We start from the raw sequence: 17,814 nt of genomic DNA on the forward strand, positions 1-17,814 counted from the left end.
TTCTCAGATATGGAAAAAAACAAAATACATAATCATTTAAAGGAGGTAAAGTAACCCTGTGATATCCTTTTAAGACCTCAGGCTGACTGGTAGGATTTATAACTATTAACCCTACTTTTATGCCGTTTTTGGTCCTTCATCACTGTATGATCCCGGACCGAGGGTACAAATGAGGGTATAAATATAATCACATCAAAAATTAAATTTAAAAACCAACAAGATAAGAAATGAAATCGATTCCGAGTCCGGCACCACTAATTTATAAGGCCTCGCTGAAAAGCGGGGCTTTTTTTATGTCTAACGCTTGTGCTATAAGGGCTGTAAAGCGGCACAGCAGACCTCCACTCCCGGCAATTTCCACAAAAGTTTATAATTATCTGTTTTTATTTATAAAAACTAAACAGATAACCCTCAATTTTAAAATATTTATCTGAAATGATATTCCCAATTTGACTTTCTATAAACGGTGTTATATTCAATTACAATCACCCCATGATAATGAGTAATGCAGATGAAAAAACTATCATTAGTTTTAGTTGATGACCATCCAATTGTTCTCTCCGGATTAAAGGAGACATTATCACAATCATCAAATTTATCTGTTATGGGAGCTTTTACCCAAGACGCTGAGCTATTTACATTTTTAAAAAAAAATAATGTTGATGTTATTGTGACTGATTATATGATGCCAAATAACACATTATTAAGTGACGGCCAAAATTATATTCAGTTTTTACGTCGTAAATATCCTGGTACTGCTTTAGTTGTATTAACAATGATTTCTAACCCCATGATCATACAGATGTTGTATGACAACGGTGTCAGCGCTGTTGTTTCAAAAGAAGCTCCTTTGCAGGATTTGATGAAAGCAATAAAACTGGCAGGGCAAGGCCGGGAATATCACCAACCTGCTGCTGATTTAACTACAACATTAAAAAGCCGCAATGCCACAACCCTTGATGAACGGGTAAAAACACTATCACCCCGTGAATTAGAGGTGCTGCGACTATTTGTACAGGGGAAGCCCATTGTTGAAATTGCGAAGCTGTTAAACCGAAGCGATAAAACGATTAGTTTACAAAAAAATGCAGCAATGCGTAAATTGGGGGTTGATAATAATCAGGCTTTAATCAGTTATTGCGTCACTCACCATCTGTTTGATTAAGCTTGTTGACCCAGGTTATCAGATCATTGCAAATACTCTGACCAAATTTGATTAAGCCTGAGTTTGCAGTTTCTGAATTTAATGACTTTTCAAATTGCAGAAGCTTATCGGCAAGCTCTTGTTGTTCTGCGCTGACTAATGCTCCGCGCAGCCGATGCGAAAGTTGTTTTACTATTTCGATATCCAGTTTGTTTATAGCCTGGTTGAGCTCTTGTATATCAATACTAAATTGCGAAATAATTTTTTCCCTATCTTTACTATTGAGTGGATTAACGCGGGTAATTAATTCATCTTCAGAAAAAAAAGACTGGCTGACAGGGAAAAAGCGACTTAAAACATGTACTAAAGTTTCTAATTCTATTGGCTTGACAAGCCAGGCATTCATTCCTGCCTGTAAACAACGTTCTTCTTCTTCTTTCAGGCCATTTGCAGTTATACCGATGATTGGGCAGGTTTCTCCTTCAAGGCGAAGTTGTTTTGTGAGTTCATAACCATTGCGGTATGGCATATTGACATCAGTAAGAATAATATCAACGATTTCATTATCCCAAATAACTAAAGCTTCCTCACCATCACTGGCTGTAAAGACCTGACAACCAAGTAGTTCAAGCTGTTCCTGAAGAACAACCTGGTTAATCATATTATCCTCAGCAATTAATACTTTTAATGAAAACAGATCAGTATGTGCTTGAATCCTGGGAATTGGATTAATTAATGAGGTTGTCAGATCCCCGTTATTTTTTAATAAAAATAGCTTTTGGTTTAGTTCTGATAGTTTGCAATAGCTTTCAGAGGCTAACCATATTTTCCCCTTCCAGTATTCAGGTAGTGAAATATGTTCTATTAATATACCAACTGCGATAACTGATGATGTATCCTCTGGTAAGCTATCTTGCGTTAAATAAACAGTAGCTCCCCATTTTTTTAACCATTGAGTAAGATTTTTGGTAAGTAATGGATTAATGGTTTGGAGCCAAATGTGGGTACCTGTCAGATCTTCCCATATATCGTCTTGTTGTCCGGACTTAAGAGGTAGCGTGATAAGAAAAGAGCTCCCCTTGCCGGGCTGGCTTTGCAAGCTTATCAGTCCCCCCATTAGCTTAACCAGATTTGAGCAAATAAATAATCCTAAACCAGTGCCGCCATATGTGAGAGATTCCGGATGCGCCTGGTAAAAAGGTTCAAACAATTTTTTCTGTTGCTCAGCATCAATACCGACCCCGGAGTCAATAACCCGCAACAATATATTGTCATTGGTGCCTGTTTTCAATTCGACAATAATAGTACCTTTTTGTGTAAATTTAATGGCATTACTCAATAGGTTTCCAATAATCTGCTGTAATCTTGCCTCATCTCCGACTCTGTTTGAGTGGATGTCCGGATCTATAATCTGGAAAAGCACTAAATTCTTTTGTTGTGCCAAGCCTTGATATAGTTGAACAGTTTGTTGTATTAATTCCAAAAGAGAAAATGGTTGATTTTGAATTTTAACCTGATTAGCTTCGATTTTACTGATATCGAGAATATCTCCAATCAATAGCATTAATAATTGAGATGTTGTCGACATACGGTTAATTAAATTAACTTGCTGAGGAGATAACAATGTATTAGATAGTAATTCTAATGTACCAATAAGCCCATAAAGTGGTGTTCTTATTTCATGACTCATGGTTGCTAAAAATGAAGATTTAGCCCGGTTTGCTTCTTCAGCTAACCGTTTGGCATTAGCTAGCTGTTTCTCAGTTTCTGCCTGCATCGTTATATCGGTAAATGCACACAAAATTACAGAACGTTGCTGGTAATTCGTCTCTGTACTCGTGATATACAGAACATTATCTCCTGATTTTTGTATTGTTTTGACGTGTTTTTCCCGGGTAATAACATGGCTAAGAAGTTCCCGGTATTCACCGGAGTCCTGAGGCCGGGAAGGTTCTGTAATTTTAAGCCAGTATTGTGCAAGTTCATTTGCGAAACGCAACTGCCGAGTTTCTCTGTCAATAACACACAGACCAATCGGCGTTATAGCAATAAGTGTCCGATTAAAAGATTCATTATCTAAGATAATTTGCTGGGACTGAATAGCTGGCTGAAGAATTTTTCTTTGGTACCAACGGTGGTAACCCCAGCCACAAAAAAAGCTGAAGAACAGAGCTGTGATTAAACTAATGGGTAACCAAAGATTATCTTCAAAAAAAGCGGCGTAACTAATTCTGTAATATCCGCTCCATTTTTTATTTTGAGAATCCAGTTTCAGAACAAGCCCGTCTTTGGTATAAAAAAGTCCTTCACTGGTTTCAAATGGTATATTTGTGTCACCTGACAACTGACCAAACTCATTATGAGTTAACCAAAATTGATGTGTTAGTGACGGGTTTAACATTCTTTCAAAAACACGTATTCTTATTTGGCTCAGTAACGAAGCAGCATAAATGTTTTGTGGCGATAATTGTGCATTCTCCCACAAATGTACGTCGAAACCTGCAGAAATAACGCCTATAAGATTATTCGTTGAGTTTGATTGTCTTATCCAAATAACAGTATTTTTCTCATGTTTTTTTTGTGCTTCATCAAGCTGTTTTTTTATTGAAGGGAGGTTGATGCGAATACTGTCTGTCACCGCATGGAATAACTCAGGTGATATCGATTCATTACCCATGACTGAACCCACAGAAGGAACGCCGATACTGATATGGTCATGTTCATTAATAAAGAATACTGCTGCAGCAGGATAATATGACCCTCCCCAAAATGTAGAGTAAAAATCAGCTAAATATGCACCAAGTGAAAATAAAATACTTGGCACCCTGGAGCACTCTAAACTCTCATTGCAACCTAATGTGAATGGCATAGCAACAAGCGATTCTTTACCCTCCAGTAATTGGAGTGGCCATTTTTTGGGAAACGATTGGTAATTTATTGAGTAAGTCCGGCTTTCTACTAACTCTGATAAGTCTTGATTTTGCTGATTTAATGCAATTAAAAACTTTTCTTGTTCAAAGATATAGCCGGTAAGTGTTCTGAAATCTACCTCTAACCGCTTTGTTTCTTGTTGAATAATTCGTTCAGCACTCCAAACCAGAGTTGCAATCAGAATAAACAGGAGAGGAAGCGCAACAGTTAATATGCTATTTGTACGCCCTGAATTACGTGTTATCCGTGAAAATGCAGTTGGAGAGGAATTGACCATGACGCTATTCTCATCGATTACATTCAGACCCTGTTATTTCCATCATAATATAAAAAATAAATTAAACAATAATTCTTTTTAAGATGTTGCAAAAGAGTGATAACAGATGAGCTCACCCGGAAACAGCACCGGAATAAAGCAGTGTTTATCACTGCCACAGAAGTCGTGGCGACCGGGAGGACACATAGCGGATACGGAAAATAGCAGTAACCCGGACCCGCAATGACTGCCTGTCATTCAAATGCTATTACCCGTTCCCGACAGACGTTTAATGGGCGATCTTCATTCCCGGTAACACACATTCAGTAAGAGACTACAACCCGGATCGTTTTTGAAAATGGTCCTGAGCTTATAGTGCTGCCCGGCACTTTATTTAAGATCGCAGTATAAGGGACACTTACCGGCGATTGAGGTAAGATTTCGCCAATCGCATAGTTCTGGCTGTAATTTATTTCTGTTGAGCCACTTTGTAACATTGTTTGTAATCCATTTCCCATATCAAGGTATTTTCCACCCAGAATAGTATTATTATTTGGTTCAAAACGGACAGATACATTTAAACCAGTTTCACAATCGGGGGGAACAGCCATCATTAAGTAAAAAGGACGACTAATTGACTCTCCTGTATTCATTTGCTTTGGTGAAACTGTATTAAACTCGATACTGCCACCTTGTGATACTGATAAATTAACCGCAGGGGTTGGACAAAGTAATGTTAAATTACCGACAATATGAGCATAAACTAATACACCAAGATATTGCCCCTGATAATCTTCATGATAACCCAACAAAAAAGAACCTGTGTCAAACGACTTTAATGCATTATTCCCTTTATTGACAGAAAAGTTATACATTATCCCAATAGTCGTCGTAACACCGGTAGCAGGTTGGCTCCAATAACCTAAATCAATATTAGGTACACTTGGGTTTGTAATTGTCACAGCTATACCGCCACCAATGGCGTTTTGTTGTGTTACAGTTACACCACTATTAATTAAAAGTGTTTTTATCTCCGGTGGCACTGTGTTTTTAAAATATACATGGTTAGGAGCAGCTACTGTTCCTGTAAAATCACATGAAAAAGAAACTACTGAAGAGGTAGCTGATGCTAATTGTGTACCGGTCGCCATTGAACTATTACTACTGGTAATATTAAATGTGAGGTCTTGCTGTATGTAACCCGGACCTGAATTTGTCCGGCAATTAGATACCGATGCCGATACATTAAAACTCAAAAATAAAAACCCCAATATAATAAATGAAGATATTTTTTTTAAACAGAACATAGCCCCCCCTTATTCTTTCTCTCTGTCAAGTACACACGATGCACTACTGCATGAGTAGTTTAATAATTTCGGGGAACCATAATCATCAACATATGTTATAACTATTTTAGATGAATTTTTTTGTTTATCAGATAAAAAATAATTCATATTACTATTAGGTTTAATGATCACTTCTTCAAAATTAGCAACCTTACTTTTACTATCATTGATATTTATCACGACAATATGATAATCAGTAGGGTTTACCAGTTTTAATGTACTACCTATCTTTTCAACTTTTAATTCTTTTTGCCAGTTATTACCTGCATATTTAACAATTCCTTTTGGACGATAAAACAACTTAAAACGAGACTGAATAACAATTTCAACTGCATTTTCAGATTGGCTTTTAGGTGGGATACCAAGCACATTAAAATAAAATAATGACTCTTCATTACCGGCAATAGCCTGGTTAATTTTTGATGTGCTAATCCTGATTTGTTTCTTTTGGTTAGGTTCAATACGTTGCAATAAAGGTAATGCAACTAACGGATCAGTAATTTTCTTACCTTTTTCATCTTCCACCCAGGACTGAACTAAAAATGGGTCTTTATTATCTGTATTTTCAACAACCACACTAACGCCCTTGCTACCTTCATCATAAATGACGCGAGTACGGTCGACAGAAATTGATGCATATGTGTATGTGCTTACTAAAAGTAATACACTCATTATTAATTTTAAATTTTTCATAATATTCTGCTATTTATAACAAGTTATTTTCTGAACGTTAGTATTATCTAACGTAATCCGGCAGGATTGATTCCCTGTCCATTTAACAATTAATTTCTGATTTGGTTGAATACCTGCTAAATAAACTTCACCTTGTTCAGCAATCATACCCAATACTTTTTCATCAGAATCGTAGACTAACGCACCAAATGGTGGTGTTTTTCCATCAGGAAAACTGATTGTTAATAATGCTTTCTCACCCATAATGGTATTTAGTTTAGAATATCCAACCGCACCGTCTGTTAGTGTTGATTCAATAACACTGTCATCAATACTGACATTTTCTGGTATGTTATTCAGATCCACATACTGAGTTGATTTATAATAGGTTGGTACATTACTGATTGCAGCTAAACCAAACCTGTTGGTTATTGACTCATTTTTATTGATAGACACATCTTTTGCTTTATCTGTATCAATAACCATTCTTGCCTGGTTTTCGTAAACTCTGCGATGTAAAACAGGGCCATGGCTTGTTAATGTTAAAGACCCATCTAATGACCCGCTCGCTGTATGATAATCATTACCATAAGCACCAGTGAACTGAGCCATACCATATTGTGTGTCACGATATAAAGATGCATTAATCGTCGTGTTCTCAAAAAAATCTTGACCTGACAACCCAATATTGACATTATTTTCATCTATTTTAGTATAATAATTTACATTATTACTATATTTTTTGTCCCGATCATTATAAGAAGAAAAATATTGTAACCTGGAGTCCCGTTCTTTACCTAAAGGAAGACTTAAAGAAAGATAAGCCTGTTTAGATCGTTTTCCTTTTGTATAGCTACTTTCACCAATTGAAAAAGATAGAACCGCATTATCAAGATAATCATTTCTGATTGTTTTGTTAAATGATAAATTCAAGGTGTCATTACTTTTAGATTCATTCCAGTAACTTTCTCTTGAATAGCTTAAGCTTATATCAGCATTCCAGTCAGGGATTTGCTGAGTAAAAGATGTTGTAAATACATTCTTTTGTCGATAATGATTTCCTGATGGATTTTCTTTAGTGTCAATGTAATTATTAACTGACATGAAGCCTTCATTAGAAAATTGATATCCAGTTAAATCAAGACGACTTGAATTTGAAAAACGCTTAGCATAATTAATCCGATAACTCTCTCCTGTATGTGAGGAAACATCCTTCAATTTGTTTCTTGATTGAGTAATATCAAATGACATCGCACCAAAACGTTCCATATTTAATCCGATACCTACGTTATAAGCATAGTATTCATTATCCGATGTTGAAAATACTCCACCAAATGCAGATAAGTTATTTAAAGCCCCCCACGAAAATTCAGTTGAAATGAAATCATTTTTAACATTCTTATATCCCATAGGATCCAACTGACCCGCATTAAATTTATATTGAACCATACCCGGCCGCGTTAAAAATGGAATACTTGTTGAAGATACCTGGTACTCCCTGACAGAGCCATCTTCTTCTGTTATTTTAACATCTAATGTCCCCAACAAAGAGGAACTTAAATTATCAATCAAAAATGGTCCCGGTGCGACTTTGACCTGATCTAGTATCCGTCCATTTTGCGATACTGTGACTGTTGCATTACTTGTTGCTATTCCTGAAACATTCGGAGCATATCCCCTTAAAGATGCGGGTAACATTTTTTCATCTGTAAAAATACTAATCCCGTTAAAGCGGACAGAGTCAAATAGCTGGTTAGCTGTATAGTGTTTTCCAGCAAAAAATTTAGCTGATAAACCTGGTAAATCAGTAAATATATATGTTTGCACCCATTTAAAATTATCATTCTTTGTGTTGTTAAAATCTTTCAGGAACTGATAATTACTGCGCATCCTCCATCGTCCAATATTGGCCCCCAAAGCACCGAATGAACTCAGGTTATTCGTACTTTCAGTATTCTTATATTTAAAGTAATTTTCGATAATATTATAATCAAAAACTAATGCATTAATACCGATCTCACGCTGCATGGGAGGAACCCAACTGTCATCAGCATATAAAAAATAAGCTTGCGGTATTGATAATACCAATTCTTGTTTTTCATCATCGAATCTTGATGTGATGTTTTTATCCTGTGATGATAAATCATAACACCGACCATCCTGCCACGTGGGAATTTTATTTATAAATTCTTCTTTCAAACCAATAAGTTCCACTAATTTTTGTGGAATACAGGGCTGAATTTTCCCGTTGTTATTCAGAAAATCAATTTTATCCAGAAAATTAACTCTTTTACCATTTACAGAAACATTTGAAAAATAAGAACCTTCTGCAACTGAGTTGTGTTCAAAAGCACTTAAGTCAATATCTGAGTCACCAGAAATAGACAAAGCATCCTGATTAAATTGAATTGAGTCTGCATTAACATAGTTTGAATAAAAAAATAATCCAGCTATTAAACTAGCTACTATGTTTTTTTTAAAATTGTTCATTTTCATTAGCTGGAATATTCTGTAATTGATATATTTATTATATTACCATTTATAAACAGCCGAAAATGCTGCAACATATTAATTTCACACAGCATTATCGGCATGCTAACAATCAGATAGAAATCTTATTTATTGTTATTAAAGTGATCAATATATATTTATTGGTAATCTAAGACATAGGCCACTGTAGATTTCACTGAGCCTCCTGTCGCCACACCTAATGCTTGCATACGAGCGGATAAATTAATCGTATTAGAACCCGCATTTAAGTTCTGAAAGATAACATCACCTGTTTTTAAATTATTGCCATTACCATCCTGGAATAAAATACCGACATTCTGTGCTGTACCACTGTTTGCCCATAAAACACCCGCGGCATCCATCTGGCCTGTGAATTTAACTGTTACTTTAGAGTAATCTGTACCGCTTGCCGCTGGATCTAATACACAGTCAGCGAGTTCAAGAGTAAAATCAACATTAGGACCCTGTGCTCCCGCCGTTTTTAAAGAAACAGCAGGAATGGAACCTAACTGAACTTCTTTATTAATTGATGATGGTACAATACTGCAGGCACCTGAGTTAACTGTACCATTAAATTCAATAGTACCGCTTCCAACATCGGCAGCAAATGAAGTTGATACAGCTGTAAATGTTAATGCGATAATTGAAGATGCTAAAAGCGTCTTTTTCATTTTTAAGTCCTTGAAAATTTTATAAATAGTTATTTAATTGGTTAATATGATTAACCCGGATACGTCACTGACTTTTATTTCAGATGACATAATTTTAATTTCATACCATCTCAACGAATAAAAAATACATTTAGGCTGGTATAAATAAAATTTTATACAAAGAAAGTAAACCCGACTATAAGGTGATCCTTAAAAGAGGAAATCCATCATGAGCAACCTGGCATGTATTTAATCATCTTTAAGTTCATAAATTATATTTTTATTTTCAGTAAAAAAAACATCTGACGAACAGACCTCTGATAACTCATCAAAAAAATAGTTTATGTCAACCTTAAATAGTGATGATATACAGATCAGTTTATCAATATCAATCCTACTTGTTCCTTTCTCATAACGAGAAACTTGTTGTTGGCTTATTTTTAATATTATGGCCAAATCGGATCCTGTTAATCCCCTTTCTTTCCTTAGTTTTTTTATTTTCTCCCCTATAGCTTTAGCTATAGGGTATTTTACGGTCATAATTAATTTCCTTTTATCACATTATTTTAATACATGGTGTCAATCAAAATTAATGTCATAATTTAATAGAAATATTAATCCGTGCAATACTTACGGATATATAATTTAAAAATTAATAGAAATCAACTTGATTATAGTGATACTAAATCTACACATAACAAACACAAATAACTATAAGGGGATCCTTAAAAAGGCTGGATTATAATCTTAATTAGTGTGTTTTTTCGATTATAAACTTATATTTAGGGTAAATACAAAAATACACTCACACAAGATATGGATATATTTGCAAGGAAAAAACATTAGACTATTTTAACTTAAATATAATTAAAAGGTTATTAATTTAGATTTTTTGTGAAAAAAGTTAAAGTATTTTAAACAATTCTATAATTTAAAAAAATTTTCAGATAAAAAAAACGCAAAACAATTGAAGTTTTGTACCAAAAAAAAAATAAATTTCAAACTAAAGTAGTATAAAAAATAAAATGCTCAAGATTTTATGTCACCCAGAGCCTCAGCAGACTACCGGGTTCGGTTTTCCTGTTCAACACTGACTAAAAATCGGATAGCTAATCCGCGAATTCATGCGGGGAACAGTCACAATGATCGGTAATTACTACCTTCCCGTTTTTAAGTAATACAATCCCGCGGCTGATACAGCTCATCACGGCAGAACTTCAGTAGCTTTGCCTGAATCGCCCCCTGTCATTCCGGATATCAGATTCAGGAATCCGACATCAGGGATAATTCAGCCTCGAATGTCATAATGACAACATCATGGAGAATAAAAATAACCCATTGATTTATTATAAGAATAATAAAAAATATAATACTGTAAATTGCCGGTACAGCCCGAACGTTCAATAACAAGCCACAGTTGTTAAACTATACACAGCAGATAAAACCATCCCGTATTTTTCACCTGTCACTGTTATTTCCTTACTATTCTCAAATTGTTACATATTACCGCCTTATTACAACACGGATGAGTAGAAACATACGCGTCTGAGTGGTATTTTTCTTATTAACGATCTGTATATCTGAATTAATTCCGGCAGACGGTATTTACCGGCTGTTTCATTATTTTATTACCTGTAAAAAATAATATTCCGTTTTATTTCCGGACGGTTTTCTTACAGCTCACAGCACCACATTCAATCTGATAAATAATTTTAATTCGCTTTTTAAAGCAAGGATTTGGATATGACATTTAATAATTCAGTGCTGATTGCACTGTTTTCCGCTTCTTTCAGCGCTTATGCCACGGAACCACCACCACCTTATCAATCAGAGGTTGAAGTCCCTGATATTAATACCATTCTCAGCAGTGCCACCGATGGCTGGCCGACCGCAAAAGATAAGTGGGATAATAAATATCAGTCAATTATCACCGGCAACCAATATATTAATGGTCAGACATTAACCAGAACCTGGTTCCCGGAACAATTTCTTTATGTTGAGAATAATTCTTACAGCCTGAATAACACCATTGATTCCTTCCAGACCACATTCCGGAGCGGCAGTGTCGCTATCGGAAATATAGTCAAAGGCGGAATTACCAATCCGTCCGACCCTTCCAAAGTCTATCGCGGCTTTATGTCGATGATGGAAGACTCCGTCGCGTATAACACTATTGTTGAAGATAACGGCAGCCTCAGCCTGGGAAATGACGCCAAAGCGTATAACACCACAGTGAATGCCGGCGGCAGAATGGTTGTCGGTACACGGGGCTATGCGCAGGCAATTCTGATCGACGGCGGTTATCTGGAGCAATCCGTTACCAGCACCTCAAATACCAAAGATGTCATTGTCGTGAATGGCGGCCAGCACATTATCTACGGCGGTACGGCAACCAACAGCCATATCGGCAGCGGCAGCTATCAGATGAGCAGCGGCAACACGATAGATACCGTGCTGTATGACGGTGCGGTTCAGCAGATTTATGCCGGGAAAGATGGTGTGACTGACCGCAATACCATCGTTAACCACGGTGCATTACAGTTTGTGACCCACGGTAATACAGAAGATACCCGTGTTTACGGTACCCAGATTATTACCGGTGTTGACGGGGAATGGGAAAACGGCGAGTGGACATCCGACGGTTCTTTCCGGATTGATGATCAGACAGCCAAAAATGCCACCATTTATGCCGGCGGTGTTCAGCGTATTCAGACCGGCGAAGCCATTGATACCCAAGTTTACGGACAGCAGATTGTCAGCGGCAAAAAAGGCGGCTGGACCGGCGGACAATGGGTTGAGCAGGACGCCTGGATTGGCAAAGATCAGGTTGCCACCGGCTCAGTGATCCACCAGGGCGGTGAGCAGATTGTTGAATACTATGCCGATGCGGTTGGTACACTGGTTAACGGCGGTACACAGCTGGTCAAAGAGTTTGGTCATATTCAGGATACTACCATTGAGAACGGAGGTTCATCCTTTATTGCTTACGGCGCCTACTCCACCGGTGACCTGAATGTTAATGACGGTTCAGTAACGATGGAAGGCGGTAGTCTTCACAGCTGGACCGGAGCTCTGGACGGCAAAGGTGCTTATGTTACCCGCCTTAATCTGACCGGTGACAATGCGTTTATGTATCTTAAGCATAATGACACCACCAGCGAATCCGAAGCAACGATTGAAACACTGGCTAACAACGGCACCGTGGTATTCGGCAGCAGTGACGGCAGTGATGCCGGTAAATACAGCCGTTTACAGATTTCAGATCTGACCGGTTCCGGTACCTTTGTGATGAACACTAATATTAACGGCGGTACCGGTGATTTCCTGAATATCAGCAACAGTATCAGCGGTGAGTTTAATGTCAGAGTAATGGATTCCGGTCAGGAGCTGAAAAGCCGCGGCGGTGTGAATCCTCATCATCTGATCTTTGCCAACGGCAGTGACAGCAACAGCTTTGCGCTGGTGAACGGCAGTGTTGACCTGGGTGCTTATAAATATTACCTGGTACAGGGTGATGAGCAGGACAGCGATAACTGGTATTTATCGCCGAAAGCAAATGAACCGGCACCAAACCCGGATCCGGAGCCGGGCCCTGATCCTGATCCGAAACCTGAAATCTCTGAAAGCGGGAAAAACGCTATCGCTATGGCCAACGTGACGCCAACTATCTGGAACAGCGAATTATCCACACTGAGAACCCGGCTGGGCGATCTTCGTGATAACCAGACGGCACAGGATGGTGTGTGGGGCAAATATATCGGCAGCCGTAACCGCATCTCAACCAGTAATGTCGGTTACACCCAGGATATGAATGGGCTGATGCTGGGCGGCGACCACGCGATTGCGCTGGAAAACGGCCGCCTGCTGGTCGGGGGAATGTTCTCCTATACCCATTCAGAACTGGATGCCCGCACCAGTGACGGCAAGGTGGACAGCTTAGGTCTTGGTGTCTATACCACCTGGATGCACAACAGCGGTTACTATGTGGATGGCGTGCTGAAAGCCAACCATTTCAGAACCAAAAACAGCGCACAGTTTAATGACGGAAAAACCACGGCCAAAGATAACACCAACGGCATCGGTTTCTCTGTGGAAGGCGGTAAACACATCACCGCAGGCAGTTACTTTATCGAGCCTTATGTGCTGGGATCTTACTTCCGCGGCGAAAAAACAGCCTACCGTTTCAGCAGCGATATGAAAGTGAAAGCGGATGCTGCAGAATCCGTGAAAGGTGAAATCGGTACCACCTTCGGTAAGACGTTTGTCACTGAAAGCGGCGGACTGATTAAACCTTATGCCCGCCTGGCGGTCAGCCACGAGTTCAAAAAGAACAATGATGTGGTAATTAACGACACGGAATCATTCAGCAATGATATGTCCGGAACCGTCGGTAAGTACGGCGTGGGTCTGACAGCACAGATGAATAACCAGTGGTCCGCCTATGCAGAGTTCAACTATGCCAAAGGCAGCCATGTGGAAACCCCTTACAGCGGCAACCTGGGTATCCGTTACAGTTTCTGATAACCCATACAGTACAGAATGACAAAACCGGCCTTTTTAACAGGGCCGGTTTTTTTTATGCTGTTTCTTTATACCACCGCTTTTTCTGCGGCTTTTTCAGCCCGGTGGTCATAACGGAAAGTGAACTGGAAAATAATCGCCAGCACTACGGTGTAAGAGGCGAATATCAGCCAGATTGACTGCCAGTCTTTCACACCGTCCACCGTGAACATATCCACAACCTTACCGCTGACAATCGCACCGGCATAGGCTCCCACACCGTTAACCATCATCATAAACAGCCCCTGCGCACTGGCACGGATTTTGGAACTGACGGTTTTTTCAATGAAAATCGAACCGGAGACATTGAAGAAATCAAATGCACAACCATAAACAATCATCGACAACACGAGGAAGAAGAAACCGATTGATACCGGCTCACCAAAGGCAAACAGACCAAAACGCAATGTCCACGCAATCATACTGATCAGCATGACAGTTTTGATGCCGTAACGTTTAAGGAAATACGGGATCGCGAGGATAAACACCACTTCAGCCATCTGTGAGACAGAAAGCAGCACAGACGGATACTGTACCACCAGCGTGTCTTTATATTCCGCGATACGGCCGAAATCATGCAGGAACGGGTTACCGAATGTATTGGTGATTTGCAGCACTGCGCCGAGCAGCATGGCAAACAGGAAAAATACCGCCATGACCGGCTGTTTAAACAGCACAAAGGCATCCAGGCCGTAACGCTGTGCCCAGGTGGTTGTGCCGGTCTGTTTTACCACCGGAATCGCCGGCAATGTCAGTGAATACAGTGCGAGCAGCAATGATGCGCCGGCGGCAATATAAAGCTGCATATTGCTCAGCTCGAATTTCATCAGACTGACCGCCCACATCGCCGCGATAAAACCGACAGTACCGAACACCCGGACAGACGGGAAATGTGTAACCGGATCGAGATTATATTTTTGCAGGCTTGCGTAACTGACGGAATTTGACAGGGCAATGGTCGGCATAAAGGCCATTGCATTCAGCAGCATCACCCAGAACAATACATTCACATCGGTGACAGTTGCGGCATAAAAGAGTGCACCGGCACAAATCAGGTGACACAGGCCGTAAAGCCGGTTCGCCGGAATAAATTTATCGGCAATAATCCCGACCAGGCCCGGCATAATCACCGCAGCCAGCCCTTTGGTGCTGTAGATCCAGCCCACATCGGCACCGGTGAATTTGAGGGTTGCCATCATATACGAACCGAGGGTGATTAACCACGCACCCCAGATGAAATACTGGAGGAACAGCATCGCTTTCAGTCTGACTTTTATATCCATGGGTATCTCCGCTGAGATAAAGAAAAAAAGGCCGCCGACGTCCCATGATGTCAGGGCGGCCTCTGAACGACGGTTTTCTTAATGTTATACTGAGAAAAAGAAAACCACGCTTAACTGATGATTATCTGATTAAAAACGGGAAATAATACCGGTAACCAGCTTCAGGAAAGTGTTTTTCACCCGCTCAGCGGTTTCAATCACTTCGTCGTGGCTCAGCGGGTGGTCGAGAATGCCGCACGCCATATTCGTCAGGCAGGAAATTCCCAGGGTTTCAATCCCGGCATGGCGCGCCACCAGTGCTTCCGGAACGGTGGACATCCCCACCGCATCCGCACCCAGTGTGCGGATCATCCGGATTTCCGCCGGTGTTTCATAAACCGGGCCGGTCCACCAGGCGTAGACACCTTCGCGCATGGTCACGCCCTGCTCTGCGGCTACTGCTTTGGCGATACCGCGCAGATTTTTGCTGTACACTTCGCTGACATCCAGGAAGCGCACACCGAGATCCGGGTTATTCGGCCCGATCAGCGGATTATTTGCTGTCAGATTGAGGTGGTCCGTGATCAGCATCAGGTCACCCGGGGCAAAACCGGTATTTACTGCACCACAGGCATTGGTGATGATCAGCTTTTCTACACCCAGCGCTTTCATCAGACGCACCGGGAAGGTAACCTGATCCAGCGACACGCCTTCGTAATAGTGGAAACGGCCTTTCATCGCCACCACAGTTTTGCCGCCCAGCGTGCCGATAACCAGCTCATTGGCATGGCCGACAGCGGAAGAGCTGGCGAAATGCGGAATATCGTTGTACGGAATGCGGACAGCATTCTCCAGGGTATCGGCAAACGGTCCCAGACCGGAGCCTAAAATGATACCGATAGTCGGTTTAACAGTGATCTGCGCTTCGACGAACGCTTTGCTTTCTGCGATATCAGCGGTGAGATGCATTATTTATCTCCTGAATTTATCCGGGATGTAACAATTGATGAAATGTATGCCGCGATTGTAGATCAGATGTAAACACGGAAACAGGACCTTATTCTCAATATGAGAAAAAGAATCCAGATACAATGATGAATAACAGGCAGTGCCCCGTGATAAAAGGAGATTCGGGCTTATGACGTTATCCGGCATACTCAGTGAATTCCGGTCATCCAAAAACTCCAAAACCCGGAAACTGAAAACCCTCTGGCAGCTGATTCTGAATGACGGGCCGATCCGCGCGGAAACGCTGTCAGAAAAAGCCAACATGAATGGCGCCACCTGTGCGCGGCTGCTGGATGAGCTGAGCAGGCTGGGTCTTATCAGCGCGGCAGAACTGGGACAATCCACCGGCGGACGCAAACCGATTCTCTACAGTGTCAATCCGGACAGAGGGCGGCTCGCCGGGATTGAAATCAGCAATATCTATTCCACGATTGTGCTGCAAAACCTGAAGCTGGATGTGCTGGCGACCTGCAAAATCAAAGCCGCCGGACAGGAAACGCCGCAGGTGCTGCTGGATCGGCTGCTCACCCGGCTGTTATCGCTGCTGGAGGAGCATCACCTCAGTACGGATGATCTGCTCGGTATCGGCATTGCGGCGGATTACACCCTGCCACCCGGCAGTGACCGCCGCGCCATGAATGATTATCTGATCCCGTTACTGCGTGAGATGGCGGAAAGCCGCACCGGGTGTCAGGTGACTATCGGCAGCGGGGTGAATTTTGCCGCGCTGGCAGAATACCGGCTGCGCCATAAAGAGAGCCGCCGCCTGTTTTTCACCACCTGTGACGCGGAGATCCGTAGCAGTACCATTCTCAGCGAGCCTGTCCGCTTTATGCCGCCGAGTTCGGAAAATGCGTTCGGGCATATGACGCTCGATCTCCACGGCCGCACCTGTGAATGCGGCTCATTTGGTTGTCTTAATCAGTACAGTTCACTGGAAGCTATTCGCAAAACAGTGATTCAGCATCTGCGGCGCGGCAAAGCGTCCGTTATCACCTCGCTGGTCAGTGATGAGCAGGAGATTGATTACCATGTGATTTTTAAAGCCCTTGAGCTGGCCGATCCAATCTGTACCGATGCACTCGAAGAGGCTGCTTATTATTACGGTCTGGCAATCGCCAATACCATCCTCTCCTTCCAGCCGGATGTGGTGGTCTGCGGCGGGACTCTGACCCCGAAACACACTTTCTTTGCCACTGTGCAGAAAACCGTGGCACAAAAACTGGCCGGATTCCCGCAAATTAATACCCGGATAATGCCTGCGTTTGATTCCTATGAGGTGGTTTCTCAGGGAGCCGGCGCGATGGTGCTGGAGAGCCTGCTCAGTGATACGCCCTGATAATCCTCTGCCGGGGTTTTCCTGAACAGGTATCCGCGTAATAACCTGCGCAGTGTCGCCCTCACTGCGCTATCTTTCCCTGAATCCGCCGTCAGCGTTATATACAGGATTGCCAAGCCGCCGGATGTCCGTATA

The 17,814-nt window shown here is 41.1% G+C and carries 11 protein-coding genes; 3 read left to right on the forward strand and 8 right to left on the reverse strand.

Annotated features, from left to right (window positions below; translation table 11 throughout):
* The first annotated feature begins 511 nt into the window (after positions 1–511).
* Positions 512–1,165 (forward strand): response regulator transcription factor, encoded by a 654-nt coding sequence (locus ACSBQN_RS14045; RefSeq protein WP_024472672.1) that lies wholly within the window; start codon positions 512–514, stop codon positions 1,163–1,165.
* On the opposite strand, the gene ACSBQN_RS14050 is transcribed toward ACSBQN_RS14045, so the two are convergent.
* The 6 genes from ACSBQN_RS14050 to ACSBQN_RS14075 form a co-directional block, all read right to left on the reverse strand.
* Complete coding sequence (locus ACSBQN_RS14050; protein WP_024472673.1) at positions 1,143–4,352, reverse strand: ATP-binding protein; 3,210 nt, start codon at positions 4,350–4,352, stop codon at positions 1,143–1,145. The two genes, ACSBQN_RS14045 and ACSBQN_RS14050, sit on opposite strands and share 23 nt — an antisense overlap.
* A gap of 302 nt (positions 4,353–4,654) precedes the next feature.
* On the reverse strand, positions 4,655–5,638 hold the full coding sequence (locus ACSBQN_RS14055) for a fimbrial protein (RefSeq protein ID WP_152696883.1): 984 nt from the start codon (positions 5,636–5,638) through the stop codon (positions 4,655–4,657).
* A gap of 9 nt (positions 5,639–5,647) precedes the next feature.
* Positions 5,648–6,370 (reverse strand): fimbrial biogenesis chaperone, encoded by a 723-nt coding sequence (locus ACSBQN_RS14060; protein WP_214167792.1) that lies wholly within the window; start codon positions 6,368–6,370, stop codon positions 5,648–5,650.
* A gap of 9 nt (positions 6,371–6,379) precedes the next feature.
* Entirely contained in the window at positions 6,380–8,839 is a 2,460-nt protein-coding gene (locus tag ACSBQN_RS14065; protein ID WP_434991727.1) for a fimbria/pilus outer membrane usher protein, read from the reverse strand.
* A 158-nt stretch (positions 8,840–8,997) separates the two neighbouring features.
* Positions 8,998–9,531, reverse strand: a complete 534-nt coding sequence (locus ACSBQN_RS14070; RefSeq protein WP_152696881.1) for a fimbrial protein — start codon at positions 9,529–9,531, stop codon at positions 8,998–9,000.
* 228 nt (positions 9,532–9,759) lie between these two features.
* A complete protein-coding gene (locus ACSBQN_RS14075; RefSeq protein WP_024472677.1) occupies positions 9,760–10,050 on the reverse strand; it encodes a helix-turn-helix domain-containing protein in 291 nt (96 codons plus the stop codon).
* 1,203 nt (positions 10,051–11,253) lie between these two features.
* Here ACSBQN_RS14075 and ACSBQN_RS14080 point away from each other — a divergent pair.
* Positions 11,254–14,031: an autotransporter outer membrane beta-barrel domain-containing protein gene (locus ACSBQN_RS14080; protein WP_036408706.1), complete on the forward strand. Its 2,778-nt coding sequence runs from the start codon at positions 11,254–11,256 to the stop codon at positions 14,029–14,031.
* 68 nt (positions 14,032–14,099) lie between these two features.
* On the opposite strand, the gene ACSBQN_RS14085 is transcribed toward ACSBQN_RS14080, so the two are convergent.
* Positions 14,100–15,353, reverse strand: coding sequence for a nucleoside permease (locus ACSBQN_RS14085; protein ID WP_024472679.1), 1,254 nt, complete (start codon positions 15,351–15,353; stop codon positions 14,100–14,102).
* Between the two features lie 129 nt (positions 15,354–15,482).
* A complete protein-coding gene (locus tag ACSBQN_RS14090) occupies positions 15,483–16,301 on the reverse strand; it encodes a purine-nucleoside phosphorylase (protein ID WP_354632915.1) in 819 nt (272 codons plus the stop codon).
* Between the two features lie 169 nt (positions 16,302–16,470).
* Between ACSBQN_RS14090 and ACSBQN_RS14095 the strand changes: the two genes are divergently transcribed.
* Positions 16,471–17,679, forward strand: a complete 1,209-nt coding sequence (locus ACSBQN_RS14095; RefSeq protein ID WP_036408703.1) for an ROK family protein — start codon at positions 16,471–16,473, stop codon at positions 17,677–17,679.
* The last annotated feature ends 135 nt before the right edge of the window (positions 17,680–17,814 follow it).

The organism is Morganella sp. B601 (assembly GCF_051172335.1).
Classification (GTDB): Bacteria; Pseudomonadota; Gammaproteobacteria; order Enterobacterales; family Enterobacteriaceae; genus Morganella; species Morganella morganii.

Coding starts and splice junctions, on each gene's coding strand:
- ACSBQN_RS14045 (WP_024472672.1), top strand. CDS start 512: ATGAAAAAACTATCATTAGTTTTAGTTGATGACCATCCAATTGTTCTC.
- ACSBQN_RS14050 (WP_024472673.1), bottom strand. CDS start 4,352: ATGGTCAATTCCTCTCCAACTGCATTTTCACGGATAACACGTAATTCA.
- ACSBQN_RS14055 (WP_152696883.1), bottom strand. CDS start 5,638: ATGTTCTGTTTAAAAAAAATATCTTCATTTATTATATTGGGGTTTTTA.
- ACSBQN_RS14060 (WP_214167792.1), bottom strand. CDS start 6,370: ATGAAAAATTTAAAATTAATAATGAGTGTATTACTTTTAGTAAGCACA.
- ACSBQN_RS14065 (WP_434991727.1), bottom strand. CDS start 8,839: ATGAACAATTTTAAAAAAAACATAGTAGCTAGTTTAATAGCTGGATTA.
- ACSBQN_RS14070 (WP_152696881.1), bottom strand. CDS start 9,531: ATGAAAAAGACGCTTTTAGCATCTTCAATTATCGCATTAACATTTACA.
- ACSBQN_RS14075 (WP_024472677.1), bottom strand. CDS start 10,050: ATGACCGTAAAATACCCTATAGCTAAAGCTATAGGGGAGAAAATAAAA.
- ACSBQN_RS14080 (WP_036408706.1), top strand. CDS start 11,254: ATGACATTTAATAATTCAGTGCTGATTGCACTGTTTTCCGCTTCTTTC.
- ACSBQN_RS14085 (WP_024472679.1), bottom strand. CDS start 15,353: ATGGATATAAAAGTCAGACTGAAAGCGATGCTGTTCCTCCAGTATTTC.
- ACSBQN_RS14090 (WP_354632915.1), bottom strand. CDS start 16,301: ATGCATCTCACCGCTGATATCGCAGAAAGCAAAGCGTTCGTCGAAGCG.
- ACSBQN_RS14095 (WP_036408703.1), top strand. CDS start 16,471: ATGACGTTATCCGGCATACTCAGTGAATTCCGGTCATCCAAAAACTCC.